Annotated in this window: 19 protein-coding genes; 13 read left to right on the forward strand and 6 right to left on the reverse strand. The window is 50.4% G+C overall.

The window, feature by feature from the left end:
• Window positions 1-98 precede the first annotated feature (98 nt).
• The 5 genes from dacA to lipA all read left to right on the forward strand — a co-directional run bounded on the left by dacA (window position 99) and on the right by lipA (window position 4,847).
• On the forward strand, window positions 99-1,310 hold the full coding sequence (dacA, locus tag AC07UY_RS02820; RefSeq protein WP_494700784.1) for a D-alanyl-D-alanine carboxypeptidase DacA: 1,212 nt from the start codon (window positions 99-101) through the stop codon (window positions 1,308-1,310).
• A 107-nt stretch (window positions 1,311-1,417) separates the two neighbouring features.
• Complete coding sequence (gene ybeD / locus AC07UY_RS02825; RefSeq protein WP_000850547.1) at window positions 1,418-1,681, forward strand: DUF493 family protein YbeD; 264 nt, start codon at window positions 1,418-1,420, stop codon at window positions 1,679-1,681.
• Window positions 1,682-1,779: 98 nt separating this feature from the next.
• Window positions 1,780-2,421, forward strand: a complete 642-nt coding sequence (gene lipB, locus AC07UY_RS02830; protein WP_494659343.1) for a lipoyl(octanoyl) transferase LipB — start codon at window positions 1,780-1,782, stop codon at window positions 2,419-2,421.
• A gap of 298 nt (window positions 2,422-2,719) precedes the next feature.
• A complete protein-coding gene (locus tag AC07UY_RS02835) occupies window positions 2,720-3,694 on the forward strand; it encodes a YbeF family transcriptional regulator (protein WP_494700783.1) in 975 nt (324 codons plus the stop codon).
• Window positions 3,695-3,881: 187 nt separating this feature from the next.
• Window positions 3,882-4,847: a lipoyl synthase gene (lipA, locus tag AC07UY_RS02840; protein ID WP_494700782.1), complete on the forward strand. Its 966-nt coding sequence runs from the start codon at window positions 3,882-3,884 to the stop codon at window positions 4,845-4,847.
• 97 nt (window positions 4,848-4,944) lie between these two features.
• On the opposite strand, the gene tatE is transcribed toward lipA, so the two are convergent.
• Window positions 4,945-5,148: a twin-arginine translocase subunit TatE gene (gene tatE / locus AC07UY_RS02845; RefSeq protein WP_192611531.1), complete on the reverse strand. Its 204-nt coding sequence runs from the start codon at window positions 5,146-5,148 to the stop codon at window positions 4,945-4,947.
• 128 nt (window positions 5,149-5,276) lie between these two features.
• On the reverse strand, window positions 5,277-6,065 hold the full coding sequence (locus AC07UY_RS02850) for a deaminated glutathione amidase (RefSeq protein ID WP_494700781.1): 789 nt from the start codon (window positions 6,063-6,065) through the stop codon (window positions 5,277-5,279).
• A gap of 90 nt (window positions 6,066-6,155) precedes the next feature.
• Between AC07UY_RS02850 and crcB the strand changes: the two genes are divergently transcribed.
• On the forward strand, window positions 6,156-6,539 hold the full coding sequence (gene crcB, locus AC07UY_RS02855; RefSeq protein ID WP_203358514.1) for a fluoride efflux transporter CrcB: 384 nt from the start codon (window positions 6,156-6,158) through the stop codon (window positions 6,537-6,539).
• A gap of 53 nt (window positions 6,540-6,592) precedes the next feature.
• Here crcB and cspE read toward each other — a convergent pair whose 3' ends face one another.
• Both cspE and pagP read right to left on the reverse strand, forming a co-directional pair.
• A complete protein-coding gene (gene cspE, locus AC07UY_RS02860) occupies window positions 6,593-6,802 on the reverse strand; it encodes a transcription antiterminator/RNA stability regulator CspE (RefSeq protein ID WP_000034826.1) in 210 nt (69 codons plus the stop codon).
• A 187-nt stretch (window positions 6,803-6,989) separates the two neighbouring features.
• Window positions 6,990-7,553, reverse strand: a complete 564-nt coding sequence (pagP, locus tag AC07UY_RS02865) for a lipid IV(A) palmitoyltransferase PagP (protein WP_494659339.1) — start codon at window positions 7,551-7,553, stop codon at window positions 6,990-6,992.
• Window positions 7,554-7,962: 409 nt separating this feature from the next.
• Here pagP and dcuC point away from each other — a divergent pair, with 409 nt between their 5' ends.
• On the forward strand, window positions 7,963-9,345 hold the full coding sequence (gene dcuC / locus AC07UY_RS02870) for an anaerobic C4-dicarboxylate transporter DcuC (protein ID WP_494700780.1): 1,383 nt from the start codon (window positions 7,963-7,965) through the stop codon (window positions 9,343-9,345).
• Window positions 9,346-9,398: 53 nt separating this feature from the next.
• Here the strand turns inward: dcuC and dpiA are convergent, their stop codons facing one another.
• Window positions 9,399-10,079 (reverse strand): two-component response regulator DpiA, encoded by a 681-nt coding sequence (gene dpiA / locus AC07UY_RS02875; RefSeq protein ID WP_203358516.1) that lies wholly within the window; start codon window positions 10,077-10,079, stop codon window positions 9,399-9,401.
• Window positions 10,048-11,709 carry a sensor histidine kinase DpiB gene (gene dpiB / locus AC07UY_RS02880; RefSeq protein ID WP_494659337.1) on the reverse strand — a complete coding sequence of 554 codons (1,662 nt, stop codon included), beginning with the start codon at window positions 11,707-11,709 and terminating at the stop codon, window positions 10,048-10,050. Before dpiB ends, dpiA begins: the two co-directional genes overlap by 32 nt.
• Before the next feature lie 388 nt (window positions 11,710-12,097).
• Between dpiB and citC the strand changes: the two genes are divergently transcribed.
• The 6 genes from citC to citG are packed head-to-tail and all read left to right on the forward strand — an operon-like array spanning window position 12,098 to window position 17,341.
• Window positions 12,098-13,174, forward strand: coding sequence for a [citrate (pro-3S)-lyase] ligase (gene citC / locus AC07UY_RS02885; protein ID WP_494700779.1), 1,077 nt, complete (start codon window positions 12,098-12,100; stop codon window positions 13,172-13,174).
• A complete protein-coding gene (gene citD, locus AC07UY_RS02890) occupies window positions 13,171-13,467 on the forward strand; it encodes a citrate lyase acyl carrier protein (protein ID WP_494659335.1) in 297 nt (98 codons plus the stop codon). The genes citC and citD overlap by 4 nt, the downstream gene beginning before the upstream one ends.
• Window positions 13,464-14,372, forward strand: a complete 909-nt coding sequence (gene citE, locus AC07UY_RS02895) for a citrate (pro-3S)-lyase subunit beta (protein WP_276292447.1) — start codon at window positions 13,464-13,466, stop codon at window positions 14,370-14,372. Before citD ends, citE begins: the two co-directional genes overlap by 4 nt.
• Before the next feature lie 10 nt (window positions 14,373-14,382).
• Window positions 14,383-15,915 carry a citrate lyase subunit alpha gene (gene citF, locus AC07UY_RS02900; RefSeq protein WP_494700778.1) on the forward strand — a complete coding sequence of 511 codons (1,533 nt, stop codon included), beginning with the start codon at window positions 14,383-14,385 and terminating at the stop codon, window positions 15,913-15,915.
• A 3-nt stretch (window positions 15,916-15,918) separates the two neighbouring features.
• Window positions 15,919-16,458 carry a citrate lyase holo-[acyl-carrier protein] synthase gene (citX, locus tag AC07UY_RS02905; RefSeq protein ID WP_494659333.1) on the forward strand — a complete coding sequence of 180 codons (540 nt, stop codon included), beginning with the start codon at window positions 15,919-15,921 and terminating at the stop codon, window positions 16,456-16,458.
• Window positions 16,448-17,341, forward strand: coding sequence for a triphosphoribosyl-dephospho-CoA synthase CitG (gene citG / locus AC07UY_RS02910; protein WP_494659552.1), 894 nt, complete (start codon window positions 16,448-16,450; stop codon window positions 17,339-17,341). Before citX ends, citG begins: the two co-directional genes overlap by 11 nt.
• Window positions 17,342-17,374 lie beyond the last annotated feature (33 nt).

Below are 17,374 nucleotides of genomic sequence, written 5' to 3' on the forward strand. Positions count from 1 at the left end.
CTAACAAAGTCATGCCGAAAGTCAGATGCCTGCGGGTATAGCATTTGCTATAGTAGGGCACTTTTTTTAATTTCATCACGGATGTCGTAGTTCAGACCATGAAGACCACTTTTTCCGCTCGTTTCCTGCAGCGCATGGCGCTCACCACGGCTCTTTGCGCAGCCTCCCTATCCGCTGTGCATGCCGATGACCTGAATATTAAAACCATGATCCCGGGTGTTCCGCAGATCGATGCGGAGTCATACATCCTGATCGATTACAATTCCGGAAAAGTCCTGGCAGAGCAGAACGCTGACATGCGTCGCGACCCGGCAAGTCTGACGAAGATGATGACCAGCTATGTCATCGGTCAGGCAATGAAAGCCGGTAAATTTAAAGAAACGGATCTGGTTACTGTTGGCAACGACGCCTGGGCGACAGGCAACCCGGTATTTAAAGGTTCATCCCTGATGTTCCTGAAACCTGGTATGCAGGTTCCAGTTTCACAGTTGATCCGTGGTATTAACCTGCAATCCGGTAACGACGCCTGCGTCGCGATGGCTGATTTCGCCGCGGGTAGCCAGGACGCCTTCGTCGGCCTGATGAACAGCTACGTTAGCGCGCTGGGCTTGCAAAACACGCATTTCCAGACGGTGCATGGTCTTGATGCTGACGGTCAATACAGCTCTGCGCGCGACATGGCGCTGATCGGTCAGGCCTTAATCCGCGACGTACCTAACGAATACTCCATCTACCGGGAAAAGGAATTTACCTTTAACGGTATTCGTCAGTTAAACCGTAACGGTCTGCTGTGGGATAACAGCCTGAAGGTCGACGGTATCAAAACGGGCCACACTGATAAAGCAGGGTATAACCTTGTCGCTTCTGCGACCGAAGGTCAGATGCGTTTGATTTCTGCGGTGATGGGCGGTCGTACTTACAAAGGGCGTGAAACAGAAAGCAAAAAACTGCTGACCTGGGGCTTCCGTTTCTTTGAAACCGTAAACCCATTGAAGGTCGGCAAAGAGTTTGCTTCTGAACCCGCCTGGTTTGGTGATACCGATCGCGCCTCGTTAGGTGTCGATAAAGATGTCTACCTGACGATCCCGCGTGGTCGAATGAAAGACCTGAAAGCCAGCTATGTTCTGAACACAACTGAATTGCATGCTCCACTGCAGAAAAACCAGGTGGTCGGCACAATCAACTTCCAGCTTGATGGTAAAACCATCGAGCAGCGCCCACTGGTGGTGCTGCAGGAAATTCCTGAAGGTAACTTCTTCGGTAAAATCGTTGATTACATTAAGTTAATGTTCCACCACTGGTTTGGTTAAAAATTGAACACTTGAAAGTGTGATTTCCATCCCCATATACTAAGCATCAGTAAAACTCCCGCTTTTGGCGGGAGTTATTATTTTATTTACGTTACGCCGGAGCTGACATGAAAACCAAACTTAACGAACTGCTTGAATTCCCTACACCATTTACTTACAAAGTAATGGGGCAGGCGTTGCCTGAGCTGGTTGATCAGGTGGTTGAAGTGGTACAGCGCCATGCGCCAGGTGATTACTCCCCGACGGTAAAACCAAGCAGCAAAGGCAATTACCACTCGGTCTCTATCACCATCAATGCTACCCACATTGAGCAAGTAGAAACCCTGTATGAAGAATTAGGCAACATCGACATCGTTCGTATGGTGCTGTAAGTCGTATTACCGTGGTTACCCGGCGTCGTCCGGGTAACAGCGTTTCCCTCTGTGTTATACTCTCCCCTCTTTAATTCATTCTCTACGGAGATGCCGTTTTGTATCAGGATAAAATTCTTGTCCGCCAGCTCGGTCTTCAGCCTTACGAGCCCGTTTCCCAGGCTATGCACGAATTCACCGATACCCGCGATGAAAACAGCAATGATGAAATTTGGCTGGTTGAGCATCATCCTGTCTTCACGCAAGGTCAGGCCGGTAAAGCGGAACACGTATTAATGCCGGGAGATATTCCCGTAATCCAGAGCGATCGCGGCGGGCAAGTCACTTACCACGGCCCTGGCCAGCAGGTGATGTATGTACTGTTGGATCTTAAGCGCCGTAAGCTGGGCGTACGTGAGCTGGTCACGTTGCTGGAACAGACTGTCGTCAATACCCTTGCCGAGCTGAATATCGACGCGCATCCGCGTGCTGATGCGCCAGGTGTTTATGTTGGCGAAAAGAAAATTTGCTCTTTGGGCTTACGCATCCGTCGCGGCTGTTCATTTCATGGTCTGGCACTTAACGTAAATATGGATCTCTCGCCGTTCTTACGTATCAATCCTTGTGGCTACGCAGGGATGGAAATGACCAAAATATCTCAATGGGATAGCGAAGCGACAACCGACAATGTACGCCCCCGATTGCTGGCGAACATGTTAGCTTTACTTAACAATCCAGAGCATGAATATATCCAGGCGTAATCCGTAAAATATAATGACCCATATATTTTTGGGTCATTAACTATATACACTTTGAATGCTTTACTTCTCCGCCCACTTTCTATACTTTCAATTAATCAACTATAACGTCGTTATGGAGTCCACTTTATCCAACCGTATGATGAATTGGCGGACTATATGAAAAATAAAGAATATTTTTCGACTCTTTTATTGAAAGAAATACAGATAACAACATTGATTAACTTTCAATCTAAAATATATATTTAGAATATTGTATTTATTACATCATTCATATCACGAATGATTCCGGAGCAAAAAAGTGAATGACAATAACCTGTCTGAAAAACGTCCCCCCGAACATCAACTAGAAGAAAAGCCTCAAATATTCAAGACACTAAGAAATATTGATCTTAACCTTTTGACTATTTTTGAAGCGGTTTATGTCCATAAAGGCATTGTTAATGCTGCCAAAATTCTCAATCTGACGCCGTCTGCTATTAGCCAGTCTATTCAAAAACTACGGACGATATTCCCGGACCCCTTATTTATTAGAAAAGGTCAGGGCGTTACGCCAACCACTTACGCCACACACCTGCATGAGTATATCAGCCAGGGCCTGGAATCGATTCTTGGGGCACTGGATCTGACAGGCAGTTACGATAAGCAACGCACGATTACCATCGGTACAACCCCTTCTGTCGGCGCGCTGGTCATGCCTGAAATCTACAAAGCCATCAGGCAGCGTTACCCGCAACTTCTGCTGCGCAACATTCCCGTCAGCAATGCGGAAAACCAACTGGCCCAGTTTCAGACAGACCTGATCATCGACAACCACACCTATAACAATCAGACGATACACCGCCACGTCTTGTTTACAGACACCATGGAGCTTGTCTGTCGTCAGGATCACCCTTTGCTTTCGGCATCACTTACCGAAGACAATCTGAAGAATGCAGAGCATACCCTGCTGATGCTGGAAGGTCAGAATCTGCACCCGTTACGTCAACGTGTGCAAGAGATGTTCCCGGAACGGCAGGTCAGTTTTAGTAGCTACAACATCTTTACTATCGCGTCGATGATTGCGAACAGCGATGTAATCGGCATGATGCCTGCACGTTTTTACACGTTGTTTAGCCATTGCTGGCCGCTTAAAAATATTCCTTACGCCGATCTCAACGATGAAAAAATCGCATTTTCGCTGCATTACAACAAAGTGAGCCTGCGCGATCCTATTCTTGAGAACGTTATCGACATCATACGCGATGCTTTCCGATGTGAAGATGTTGCTGCTTAGCCAGCCGGGAGGGTGGATGAAGAGCACAAAACAACAACTATTTTACATTTTGCCGGCCACTCAGGCTGCTTTATGGCCCGTTTCAATGATATACTGCGTATAGCTAATTCAAAAATAGTTGATAAATACAACATTCCCTTGAATTGAAACGCTTACCTTCGTTATTCGCAACTGGAACACGCACGCTATGAGTAAACCCATTGTGATGGAACGCGGTGTTAAATACCGCGATGCCGATAAGATGGCCCTTATCCCGGTTAAAAATGTGGCAACAGAGCGTGAAGCCCTGCTGCGTAAACCGGAATGGATGAAAATAAAGCTTCCAGCGGACTCCACTCGTATTCAGGGCATCAAAGCAGCAATGCGTAAGAATGGCCTGCATTCTGTCTGCGAGGAAGCCTCCTGCCCTAACCTGGCTGAATGTTTCAATCACGGTACCGCGACGTTCATGATCCTCGGCGCGATTTGTACTCGCCGATGTCCGTTCTGTGACGTTGCACATGGACGTCCGGTCGCCCCGGACGCCAACGAACCGTCAAAACTGGCGCAGACGATTGCTGATATGGCGTTACGCTATGTTGTCATCACCTCCGTCGATCGCGACGATCTGCGTGATGGCGGCGCTCAGCACTTTGCTGATTGCATTACGGCCATTCGCGAGAAAAGCCCGACGATCAAAATTGAGACGCTGGTACCAGACTTCCGTGGCCGTATGGATCGCGCGCTGGAGATCCTCACAGCAACACCACCGGATGTCTTTAACCATAACCTGGAAAACGTTCCGCGTATCTATCGCCAGGTTCGCCCGGGGGCTGACTACAATTGGTCTCTGAAGTTACTGGAACGCTTCAAAGAAGTGCATCCGGAGATCCCAACCAAATCGGGTCTGATGGTCGGTCTGGGTGAAACCAACGCTGAAATCATTGAAGTTATGCGCGATTTACGTCGTCATGGCGTGACCATGCTGACGCTGGGTCAGTATCTGCAGCCAAGTCGTCACCACCTGCCGGTACAGCGCTATGTCAGCCCTGAAGAGTTTGATGAGATGAAAGCGGAAGCGATGGCGATGGGCTTTACCCATGCCGCATGTGGACCGTTTGTTCGTTCCTCTTACCATGCAGACCTGCAGGCAAAAGGACTGGAAGTTAAGTGATCGTGTAACACTCATTTACATTTCAGACAAAAAAAACCGGCAAATCGCCGGTTTTTTTCTCTGTAGAGTATAACGTGCGGACATCCTGCTCCGGGTATTACTCTTTGTGAGAGAGTTTCTCAGCCTGAACGTCGCCGCTTGCGTCTTTCTTCGCTCCGGCATCTTCATCGTTCATCGCTTTCTTGAAGCCTTTAATTGCCGATCCCAGGTCTCCACCCAGCGTACGTAACTTCTTGGTACCAAACAGCAGAACAACCAGTGCGGCAACCACCAGCAGTTTGGTAATACTAATCTCACCCATAGATACCTTCTTAACTTAAAACAGGCTGCGTTACGCGCCGTATTAACCTGAAAATTGTAACGGTCTTTTGGCGCGCGCACACAATAGCAATCTGTAACAAGGTGAATCAAGCATTGTTTAAAAATACGTCATAATAATTGCGGTGGCGCAAATCGTCGGTTATGTAACACCGGAAGTTGCGCCCGGACCTGGCGAACTCGCTGCGCGGAAACCTCCGCCATAATCAATGTCGGTGTCTCGGCGGCAGCGGCTACTGTGACGCCAAACGGATCGATAATACGGCTTTGGCCAATATTTTTGTTACCGCACTCCCCAGCGGCAATCATATAGCATGTAGTGTCCAGCGCTCTGGCAGCCAATAACGTTGACCAATGATGCTCCTTAAGCGTCCCTCTGACCCACGCAGCAGGGAGCACCAGCACTTCCGCCCCCTGAAGCGCCTGCGCCAATGCCAGCTCAGGAAAGCGCAAATCGTAACAGGTCATCAGGCCAACCTTCATATCATCAACCTCCAGCAGCGGCGCAATGGCATCGCCTGCGTCCACATTGCGGGACTCTTGTATCGAGAAGGCATCGTAAAGATGAAGTTTCGCGTAATGTGCAACAATCTTGCCCGCACGCAGAGCGACCAGCATATTAAATGCCCGCCCCGGCGTGGAGGGAACATGAAGGGTCAGAATTGTCGTCATGGCATTGCTGGCACTCTCACGTAACAAGAGAGTCAAAAAGCCCCCTTCCAGAAGCTGGGCTGATTTTACCGACAAGTCGGGGTCAAGATCGTCACGCGCCAATAACGCCTCTGGCAACACCAGCAACGCTACCCCATTTTCTGCCGCCTGAGACATTAACGAGACGCATGTTTGTGCATTTTTCTCCCACAAGGGACTCACCGCAAACTGCCCTGCTGCAACGAACATATTCCCTCCACTTACGTTTGTTGAACTCGCCAAAGAGGATTATTCAGCGTTACACTCACCCCTATACCAATCAAATAGCAGGATTGTGTTGTGTTACAACTTCTTTTAGCAGTTTTTATTGGTGGCGGTACAGGTAGCGTTGCACGCTGGCTGTTGAGTATGCGGTTTAACCCGCTGCATCAGGCGCTCCCTGTTGGCACACTCGTGGCAAACTTATTGGGTGCTTTTATCATTGGTATGGGGCTTGCGTGGTTCAATCGCATGACGAATATCGACCCGATGTGGAAAGTGCTCATCACCACGGGCTTTTGCGGCGGCTTAACGACATTCTCTACCTTCTCAGCTGAGGTCGTTTTTCTGCTACAGGAAGGACGTTTTGGCTGGGCTATGCTTAATGTGCTGGTCAACCTGTTAGGGTCTTTTGCAATGACGGCAATGGCCTTCTGGCTTTTTTCAGCGTCGACTGCGCACTAGGAGCGAAAAAAAACCCGCAATTAAGCGGGTTTTGAATTCTTGCTGTCGTATGCTTACAGAGCGGTTACGTTTGCAGCAGAAGGGCCTTTGGCACCGTTAGTGATTTCGAACTCTACGCGCTGACCTTCAGCCAGAGTTTTAAAACCATTGGTCTGGATTGCAGAGAAGTGTACGAACACGTCTTTGCTGCCATCTTCCGGAGTAATGAAACCGAATCCTTTGGACTCATTAAACCACTTAACGTTACCTTTAATCTTAGACATCAAAATTACCTTTACATGAAAAATAGACACAAATGCTGTGTCGGGTATCAGTACATCAATTGTGGTGCATTTTGTCCAGTCGAACTTTGCCAAAAAGTGATAAATGTCGCGTTATTTTTTAACTCACCGTTATTACACTTTGTTTTTATTGATGTTTTTTGATTAAGAAAAGTCCGGAACTCAGGCATCAGAACTGAAAGCGCATCCATGCAAAGTAGACATTCCCGTTGTTATAGGTCCCAGGGATGTAAGTCATCTGGAATGTCGCGGGCCCATAGCCAATGGAAGCCAGCGGTAATAAAACGGGAACAGGGATATAATTCCAGTTATCGCGCGCGGTGGCGCCCGCCGTAAAACCTAACCCCATATGAAAATTCTCATCCGCTAGCGGTCGCCAGGTTTTTTCCCAGCCATAGCCTCCAATCGGCTCCCACTTATTATAAGAATCCTTAAAGGCCATAATATAAAGACCGTGCCAGTTACCTTTATCATCCCAGCGTGATTGACCAAACCCCACGCCCCACGGACGTTCATTGTAACGATCCGTTTTCTCCTTATCGTAGGCAAATCGCGCATGCCAGGTAATCGCTGGGACATAAAGATCATAATGTTCAGGCTGTTGCCAGGTTTGCGCAACATTCTCCTTCAGCGTATCAAGCCACCCTTTGTCTTCTGCAAAGACCTGAGGCAGGAGTATCAACTGAGCAAACAGAAATGAATAAATAAGAAAATACTTTTTAGCGACAATCACAACATAATTACCATTCTTGGGTTCGACGGCGATCGTAACAAAGCCAACTCAAATGAAACCTTAACAAAAAGGGAACTGAGAAAAATCGCAAAGTGCGGGTGTTCTATTGTCTGCGATTGTATTTCCTAGCAGGAATAACGCTCACAAATCCCCACCCTCATTGTATGGAAATAGACTCAACCTTATTTAAATCCAGCCATTACTTGCAAATTAACAATATCGCATCAAATTCACATCAAATTAAAAACAAATGAGATTTTGTCTAAAAAAAAGGCTGCCCTGCATTGAATCCGTCTTTTTATTGATTTCAATCAGCAAGGGAATACGGTTTATTCGGCACATTTTTATACTATTTTGAAGTCATTTACTTCGTTTTCACTTTCTGGGTGTCCATGCGACAGGGGAAATAATGTTGATATTTATTGAACTCCTTATAGGGGTTGTGGTTATTGTGGGTGTAGCGCGCTACATCATTAAAGGCTACTCAGCCACCGGCGTATTATTTGTTGGTGGGTTAGTACTGCTAATTATCAGTGCGCTCATGGGGCACAAAGTTTTACCCGCCAGTGAAACTGGCACAGGCTATACCGCGACGGATATCGTTGAATATATTAAAATTCTGCTAATGAGTCGCGGCGGCGATCTTGGCATGATGATCATGATGCTGTGTGGTTTCGCCGCTTATATGACGCATATTGGCGCCAACGACATGGTGGTCAAATTAGCCTCTAAGCCCCTGAAGTATATCAACTCGCCCTATTTACTGATGATCGCCGCGTATTTTGTTGCCTGCCTGATGTCGCTGGCCGTTTCCTCCGCAACGGGGCTTGGCGTACTGCTGATGGCGACCCTCTTCCCTGTGATGGTCAACGTCGGTATCAGTCGTGGTGCAGCCGCTGCAATTTGTGCTTCCCCGGCAGCGATTATTCTCTCGCCAACCTCTGGTGATGTCGTATTGGCCGCAAAAGCAGCGGAAATGCCACTGATCGATTTTGCATTCAAAACCACGCTGCCTATCTCAATCGCCGCCATTATCGGCATGGCGATCGCCCACTTTTTCTGGCAGCGTTATCTGGATAAAAAAGAAAATATTTCACATGAAATGCTCGATGTGAATGAAATCACCACCAGCGCGCCCTCTTTTTACGCAATACTGCCGTTTACCCCGATCATTGGTGTTCTGGTGTTTGATGGCAAATGGGGCCCGCAACTGCACATTATTACGATTCTGGTTGGCTGCATGTTGTTTGCGGCTTTGCTGGAATTTGTTCGTGGTTTCAATACGCAAAAAGTATTTTCCGGACTGGAAGTCGCGTATCGGGGAATGGCGGACGCCTTTGCTGGCGTGGTCATGCTGTTGGTGGCGGCGGGTGTGTTCGCTCAGGGTCTGAGCACCATCGGTTTTATTCAGAGTCTGATCTCTATTGCCACCTCTTTTGGCTCAGCAAGCATCATTCTGATGCTGGTCCTCGTGATTTTGACCATGCTCGCGGCCATGACGACAGGCTCCGGTAATGCGCCTTTTTATGCCTTTGTGGAGATGATCCCGAAACTGGCGCACTCTTCCGGCATTAATCCGGCTTATCTGTCGATTCCCATGCTGCAGGCGTCAAATCTGGGACGTACTATTTCCCCGGTATCCGGCGTAGTCGTTGCCGTTGCGGGTATGGCGAAAATCTCTCCTTTTGAAGTGGTGAAGCGGACATCTGTCCCGGTGATGGTGGGACTGCTGATCGTCATTGTCGCGACTGAAGTCATGGTGCCAGCCTCATCCGCGATCGTTGGCGGCTAACGTATCAATGCCGGGTAGCGACGCTCATTGCACCGCTATCCGGCATAGCCGAATCATCCTCCGTGGTAGATTCGTTGCGGCCTGCCAATCTTACCGTGAACGATCTCTGCAACAATCAGATGGCGACCTGCACAGTATTCCAGATAGCGCCGGGAGGTCGTCCGGCTAATGGTCAGCGCCTGCGCCACGGTTTCTGCGGTATGCTGAACCGTCGGATCACTAAACAGCTTGAGTATCGCATTAAGCGTTAACGCATCGATTCCCGTAGGTAGATCGCCTTTGGATTCTCCCCTGGCATATGCATTAAACATTTCGTCAATTTGCCGCTGACTGGCGCTGTCGTTACCCGCCAGCATGCGCCGGCGCTGCTGATACCGTGTAAGCGTTTGACCGAGTCGCTCATAGGCAATCGGTTTGATAAGATAATCAAACGCCCCGCTGCGCACGGCCTCAGACACCGTATCCATATCGCTGGCCGCCGTGGTAAAGACAACGCCGCCGGGATAGCGTGACTGCGTCAATTCGTGGAGTAACGTGATGCCCTTTCCGTCTGGCAGATAGTTATCCAGTAAAATGAGCCCAGGCTTAAAACGCTCAATCATCATCCGGGCCTGCGCCAGATTCCCGGCAAGCCAGATCTGTTTAAAACCCGGAATATGGCGAATATATTCCGCGTGCATTTCCGCCAGCAGCGTTTCATCCTCAACGATCAGTATGCTTAATGGTTCCGTCATTGTTTTTTTTCACTTTCGGAAGAAATAGAGAAAACAAGGTGCCGCAAGGATCATTGTCTTCCAGCGTAATGATCCCCCCACAGCGCCCCACATAACTTGCAATCAAATACAGTCCAATGCCATGTTCTCCAGGTTCGTCAGTTCGCGTACTGACCCCCTGTTCGAATATTTTTTCGCGCAATGCCTCAGGAACGCCGCAACCCTGATCGGCAACTTCGATGATGACTTCATCCCCTTCGTCGCTCAAAAAGAGCTCAACGACATTATTTCCTTGCGGAGTCCGCAAACTGGCTTCAAAGGCATTATCGAGCAGATTCCCGACAATCGCCGCAAACTCTGTGCTATCAAGCCCTTCCGGAAGCTGGTGTAACTGGCTACCGGGCACAATCGTCATCTGGAGCCCTAACTCCCGCGCACGCTGCACTTTGCCAAACAGTAGACCGGCGACCTGACGGTCGGAAAACGCGCTACGCAGGCTGTCAATAAGCTGTTGCTGCGCCTGCGATTCCCCCTGCACCATCTCCCGGACGCGATCATACTCCTTCATTTGCAGCAAACCATTGAGCGTGGACATCCAGTTTAGATGTTCATGGCGCAGAGTTCTGAGACTCTCAACATATTGTTTGATTTGGCTTAGTTGCGCATTAAGGGTAGAAATCTCATCTTTGCTTCGAAAGCTGATGATCGCCCCAAGTAACTCGTCGCCAGAGCGGATCGCCTCGCGATTAGCAATAACACTGAGCCCATTAAAATTGGCCATCACATTCTGGCGTGGCTCCGCGATCTCCTGAGTGAAAAAATCTGCGGGTTTCACCACCTCTTCAATCGGTTTTCCCAGCCACTGCCTCCCGGGAGAAGACAAACCCAGCATTTTCCTGGCGCTACGGTTAATGGCGGTAATAAACCCTTCAGGATCAACGGCAATCAGCCCTTCATAGACAGAACTAAACAACGCCTCCTGCTGGCGTACCACCCGCGCGATTTGCTTTGGTTCCATCCCCAACATCTGGCGGCGAATATGGGAAGCAAAAAACCATGAAAGTAGCATCAGTAGCAACAATAACAGGACAAATACGCCCGCCATCGGTAATAAAAAGTCCAGTCGCCAGCTATCGATTTTGCTGACCAGATAACCAATCGACACCACACCGATCACCTGACCACTCTCATTGAATATCGGCGTCTTGGCGCGCATCGCCATGCCGATAGACCCCTCCCCCATAATAAAATAGCTTTCACCCTTTTCAAGCGCGCCGGGTTTGGTGAACTGCATGGGCTGACCAATTTTTGCCGGATTCGGGTGGTAGAGGCGAATCGAATTGCGGTCGCCGATCACGACATAGTCGAAATCGGTATCGCTCTGCAGTTTATCCGCAATGCTGGCTAATCGTGTGTAATCACGGTGTTCGACGGCAGAGATAATGCTGTCATTCGAGGCAATGATCTTCGCCTGGTTCATCGCCATATCCCTGACATGGGTCACCAGATAGTCCTCGAAACTCGCAGAAAAATACCGCGCCAGGGCCGCGATGATAAAAATAGAAACCACCAGAATAAGGAGAAAAATGCGTAACGGAAACGCAAGGCGCCGGAAAAAAAGAAACTGCTTTTTATTTTTATGAGCGGGCATTATTGTTCCTTACCTATGTCAACCGGTACACTTAACGCATAGATGTAATAAAAATGTTTTCTTCCGGAAGAAGAGAATAATCTAAGATCGTTACAGATTCCCCACCTTAAATCAATTAAACAAATTAAAACCACGCCTTAAATGATCGTTAAGTTAATTAAAAAACTTAAAACCATAAAACACATAAAAACCATCTAACTCTTTGTGAAATAAATCAAAATTTACCTCTTTAATACTCCTTACGATGTATATGTCAGGGAGAAAGAGGACTAATGGCGAATAAAAAAAGCAAAACGCCCTGACGTAAACAAAACGTTATCAATTGACAAAATTGCACAACAAACACAAAAACCCAGCAACAATATATATCTTCAGGAGCCTTTTCACTATGTTTGAAAATAATGTGTTCACACAAGTCAAACGCTCTGAAAATATAAAAATGGCGGCGATCACGAAATTCCTGAAAGAGAATGATCTGAGCGTGGATACCACCGTTGAAATATTCATAACTGTTATGCGTGACGATCACCTTATCGCCTGCGGTGGCATTGCTGGAAATATCATAAAATGCGTGGCCATCAGCGAATCAGTACGGGGCGAAGGTTTAGCGCTAACGCTGGCGACTGAGCTTATCAATCTCGCCTATGAAAGACACTGCACACATCTCTTCATCTATACAAAAACCGAATACGAAGCGCTGTTTAAACAGTGCGGTTTCGCAACGCTGACCAGCGTACCCGGCGTGATGGTGCTGATGGAAAACAGCACCACACGATTAAAACGCTACGCCGAATCCCTGGCAAAACAGCGGCGGGACGGCAAAAAAATTGGCTGTATCGTGATGAATGCCAACCCATTCACACAGGGTCACCGGTACCTGATTCAACAAGCGGCAGCACAATGTGACTGGCTGCACGTGTTCTTAGTCAAAGAAGATACATCCCGTTTTCCGTACGAAGATCGATTTGATTTAGTGCTCAAAGGGACTGCGGATATCCCGCGATTAACCGTCCATCGTGGCTCCGAATACATCATCTCCCGCGCCACCTTCCCGTGCTACTTCATCAAAGAGCAGAGTGTTATCAACCACTGCTACACCGAAATCGACCTGAAGATTTTCCGTCAGTACCTGGCGCCCGCACTGGGCGTCACCCACCGTTTCGTGGGTACTGAACCGTTTTGTACCGTCACCTCTCAGTACAACCACGATATGCGTTACTGGCTGGAAACGCCCGCGCTTCCCGCCCCACCCATTGAGCTGGTGGAAATTGAGCGGCTGTGTTTTCAGGAGATGCCGATTTCCGCCTCCTGGGTACGCAAGCTGCTGGTTAAAAAAGATCTCACGGCTATCGCGCCGCTGGTGCCTGAAGCCACTCTGCACTATCTGCAGAACATGCTTGAGCGCAGCCCATCCAGCGCGACAGTCTGCCAAAAGACCCCCGCATTAGAAACAGGTGAAAAATGAAAATAAACCAGGCAGCCGTCGCCGGCACCCTTGAGTCTGGAGATGTGATGATACGCATCGCTCCGCTCGACACGCAGGAAATCGACCTGCAAATCAACAGCAGCGTTGAAAAACAGTTTGGCGATGCTATCCGCACGACCATTCTGGACGTGCTCTCACGCTACGATGTGCGCGGCGTACAGCTGAATGTCGATGATAAAGGCGCGCTGGACTGCATTTTACGCGCCCGACTGGAAACCCTGCTGGCGCGCGCCAGCGGTATCCCGGCACTGCCCTGGGAGGATCGCCAATGATTTCCGCCTCCTTACAACAACGTAAATCCCGCACCCGTCGCAGCATGCTGTTCGTACCTGGCGCCAATGCCGCCATGATCAGCAATTCGTTCATCTATCCGGCAGATGCGCTGATGTTCGATCTGGAAGACTCTGTCGCCCTGCGTGAAAAAGATGCCGCTCGTCGTCTGGTATACCACGCCCTGCAACACCCACTTTATCGCGATATTGAAACCATTGTGCGCGTTAACGCCCTCGATTCTGAATGGGGTATCAACGACCTGGAAGCCGTTGTCCGCGGCGGCGCCGATATTGTGCGTTTACCGAAAACCGACACCGCGCAGGACGTTATCGATATTGAAAAAGAGATCCTGCGTATTGAGAAAACCTGCGGTCGCGAAGCCGGTAGCACCGGTTTGTTAGCCGCCGTGGAATCGCCGCTGGGCATCACCCGCGCGGTCGAAATTGCGCATGCGTCTGAACGTCTGATCGGTATTGCGCTGGGCGCGGAAGACTACGTACGTAACCTGCGTACCGAGCGTTCGCCAGAAGGTACCGAGCTTCTGTTTGCACGATGCTCCATTTTGCAGGCGGCGCGTTCTGCCGGTATTCAGGCGTTTGACACTGTCTATTCCGATGCCAACAACGAAGCGGGTTTCCTGAATGAAGCTTCGCATATCAAGCAGCTGGGTTTTGACGGCAAGTCGCTCATTAACCCACGCCAGATTGAACTGCTGCACAACCTGTATGCCCCGACGCAGAAAGAAGTGACCCATGCCCGTCTGGTAGTGGAGGCCGCTGAAGCCGCTGCTCGTGAAGGCCGTGGCGTCGTTTCTCTGAACGGCAAGATGGTAGACAGCCCGGTTATTGAACGTGCTCGTCTGGTGCTTTCCCGCGCAGAACTTTCCGGCATCCGCGAAGAATAAGGCAAAAAAAATGACGCAGAAAATCGAACAACTTCAACGACAGGAACGGGTAACAGCCTGGAGTCGCCGCGCGGAAAGTGAACTTTCCGCCTTTCAGAGCAGCTCAAAACAGAACCTGCAGGCGCAAAAACCGCGCAACAAAAAACTGTGTGCCGATCTCGAAGAAGCCATTCGCCGTTCCGGTTTGCAGGACGGTATGACTATCTCTTTCCACCACGCTTTCCGTGGCGGCGATCTGACGATCAACCTGGTCATGGACACGATCGCCAGAATGGGCTTTAAAAATCTGACCCTGGCCTCCAGTTCGCTCAGCGACTGCCACGCGCCGCTGGTCGGTCATATCCGCAAGGGTGTGGTTAGCAGTATCTATACCTCCGGTCTGCGCGGACCGTTGGCGGAAGAAATTTCCCGCGGATTGCTGGAAGAACCCGTGCAAATCCATTCACACGGTGGTCGTGTACACCTTGTGCAAAGCGGCGAATTGAGTATTGACGTGGCATTCCTCGGGGTTCCCTCCTGCGATCCTTTCGGTAACGCCAATGGTTATACCGGTAAAGCCTGTTGCGGTTCTCTGGGCTATGCGAAAGTCGATGCCGAAAACGCGAAACAGGTCGTGCTGCTGACCGAAGCGTTACTGCCCTATCCGCATAATCCGGCCAGCATCGCTCAGGATCAGGTGGATCTCATCGTGCAGATCGACCAGGTGGGCGATGCCGATAAAATCGGTGCTGACGCGACCCGTATGACCACCAACCCGCGCGAGCTGCTGATCGCCCGCAGCGCGGCAGAAGTAATCGCCAACTCTGGCTACTTCAAAGAGGGATTCTCCCTGCAAACCGGAACCGGCGGCGCGTCTCTTGCCGTCACCCGTTTCCTGGAAGACAAAATGCGCAGCCGCGATATTCGCGCCGATTTCGCGTTGGGGGGGATCACCGCCACCATCGTTGACCTGCATGAGAAAGGGCTGATCCGCAAGCTGCTGGATGTACAAAGCTTTGACCGCAATGCCGCCGAATCACTGGCCCGCAACCCGAATCACATCGAAATCAGCGCCAACCAGTACGCCAACTGGGGTTCTAAAGGGGCATCGGTTGACCGTCTGGATGTCGTGGTACTGAGCGCACTGGAAGTGGACACTCACTTTAATGTCAACGTGCTGACCGGTTCTGACGGCGTATTGCGTGGCGCATCCGGTGGTCACTGCGATACCGCCGTTGCCGCAGCCCTGTCTATTATCGTCGCGCCGTTGGTACGTGGTCGTATCCCGACGCTGGTAGACAATGTGACTACCTGTGTAACCCCAGGTTCCAGCGTTGACATTCTGGTGACAGACCATGGCATCGCCGTCAACCCGGCGCGTCCGGAACTGGCCGAACGTCTGAAAGAAGCGGGAATGAAAGTGGTGTCGATCGAATGGCTGCGCGAACGTGCGCAACTGCTCACCGGTCAGCCTCGCCCGATTGAATTCACCGACCGCGTGATTGCCGTGGTGCGTTACCGCGATGGTTCGGTCATTGATGTCGTTCATCAGGTGAAGGAATAAACCATGCACCTGCTTCCTGTTAATAATGCCACCCGTCATGCGGTTTCTATTCCCGAGCTGCTCGCCAGCCGTGATGAGAGACAAGCAAAGCAACACGCCTGGCTCGCGCGCCATGCTACACCACTGATCTCCTTTACCGTGGTAGCGCCAGGGCCGATTAAAGACAGCGAAGTCACCCGCGGCATCTTTAATCACGGCGTGAATGCTCTGCACGTACTGATGCAGAAATCTGGCTGGTTTATCAGGGAGCAGTCCATCGTGGTTTCAGCCAGCGGGCCGGAAGCGCTGTTTGCGCTTGAAGGTCCGGCCCGCGACATCAAGCTTGCCACGATCGAACTTGAACATCAGTCCCCACTGGGACGTTTGTGGGACATCGATGTGCTGACCCCAGAAGGGGTCATCGTGTCCCGCCGCGATTTTGCGCTTCCGCCTCGCCGCTGTCTGCTGTGTGAGCAAAGCGCCGTTGAATGCGCGCGGGGTAAAACCCATGCGCTTTCCGAACTTCTCATTCACATGGAGGCGTTGCTGCATGATGCCCAATAACGCAACGTCGACCACGACCACCGCCCTGTCCCCCTCTTTGCTCGAAGACTGGGCAACGCTGGGATGGCGCGCCATGATGACCGAGGTGAATTTATCGCCCAAACCCGGTCTGGTGGATCGCCTCAACTGCGGTGCGCACAAAGATATGGCGCTGGAAGATTTCCACCGTAGCGCCCTGGCAATCCAGGCCTGGCTGCCACGCTTTATCGAATATGGCGCTTACAGCGCGCAAATGTCGCCAGAGGACGTACTGAAAGGCCTACGTCCGATTGGGATGGCTTGCGAAGCGGACATGTTCCGCGCGACCGCCGGGGTAAACACGCACAAAGGCAGCATTTTTTCACTGGGATTGCTGTTTGCCGCCGTGGGTCGCCTCCATCAACGACACTCCCCAATCACTCCCGAGACGCTCTGTCACACCGCCGCAGCATTTTGCGCAGGAATGACACAGCACGAACTGCGCCAGAACAATCAACAACTCACAGCAGGTCAGCGTCTCTATCAACAATTGGGGTTAACCGGTGCACGAGGTGAAGCTGAAGCAGGTTATCCGCTCGTGATTCATCATGCGCTGCCGCACTACCGTGCTCTGCTGGCTCAGGGGCGAGATCCTGAACTGGCGTTACTCGATACCTTACTGCTGCTGATGGCGATGAATGGGGATACCAACGTCGCGTCTCGCGGTGGGGAGCAGGGGCTGCGCTGGTTACAGCAGCAGGCAAAGAGTCTGCTGCAAAACGGGGGGATACGCACTCCCGCCGATCTTCATTCTTTACGGCAGTTCGACCAGCAGTGCATTGAGCGCAACCTCAGCCCAGGAGGGTGCGCCGATCTACTGATTGTCACCTGGTTTTTAGCCCAAATTTCGCAAGTTAACCATTAACACAATTACATAAAAGATCCTTTCCGGAGAATC

The sequence above is a fragment of the Citrobacter sp. GW821-FHT02E08 genome, assembly GCF_059421685.1.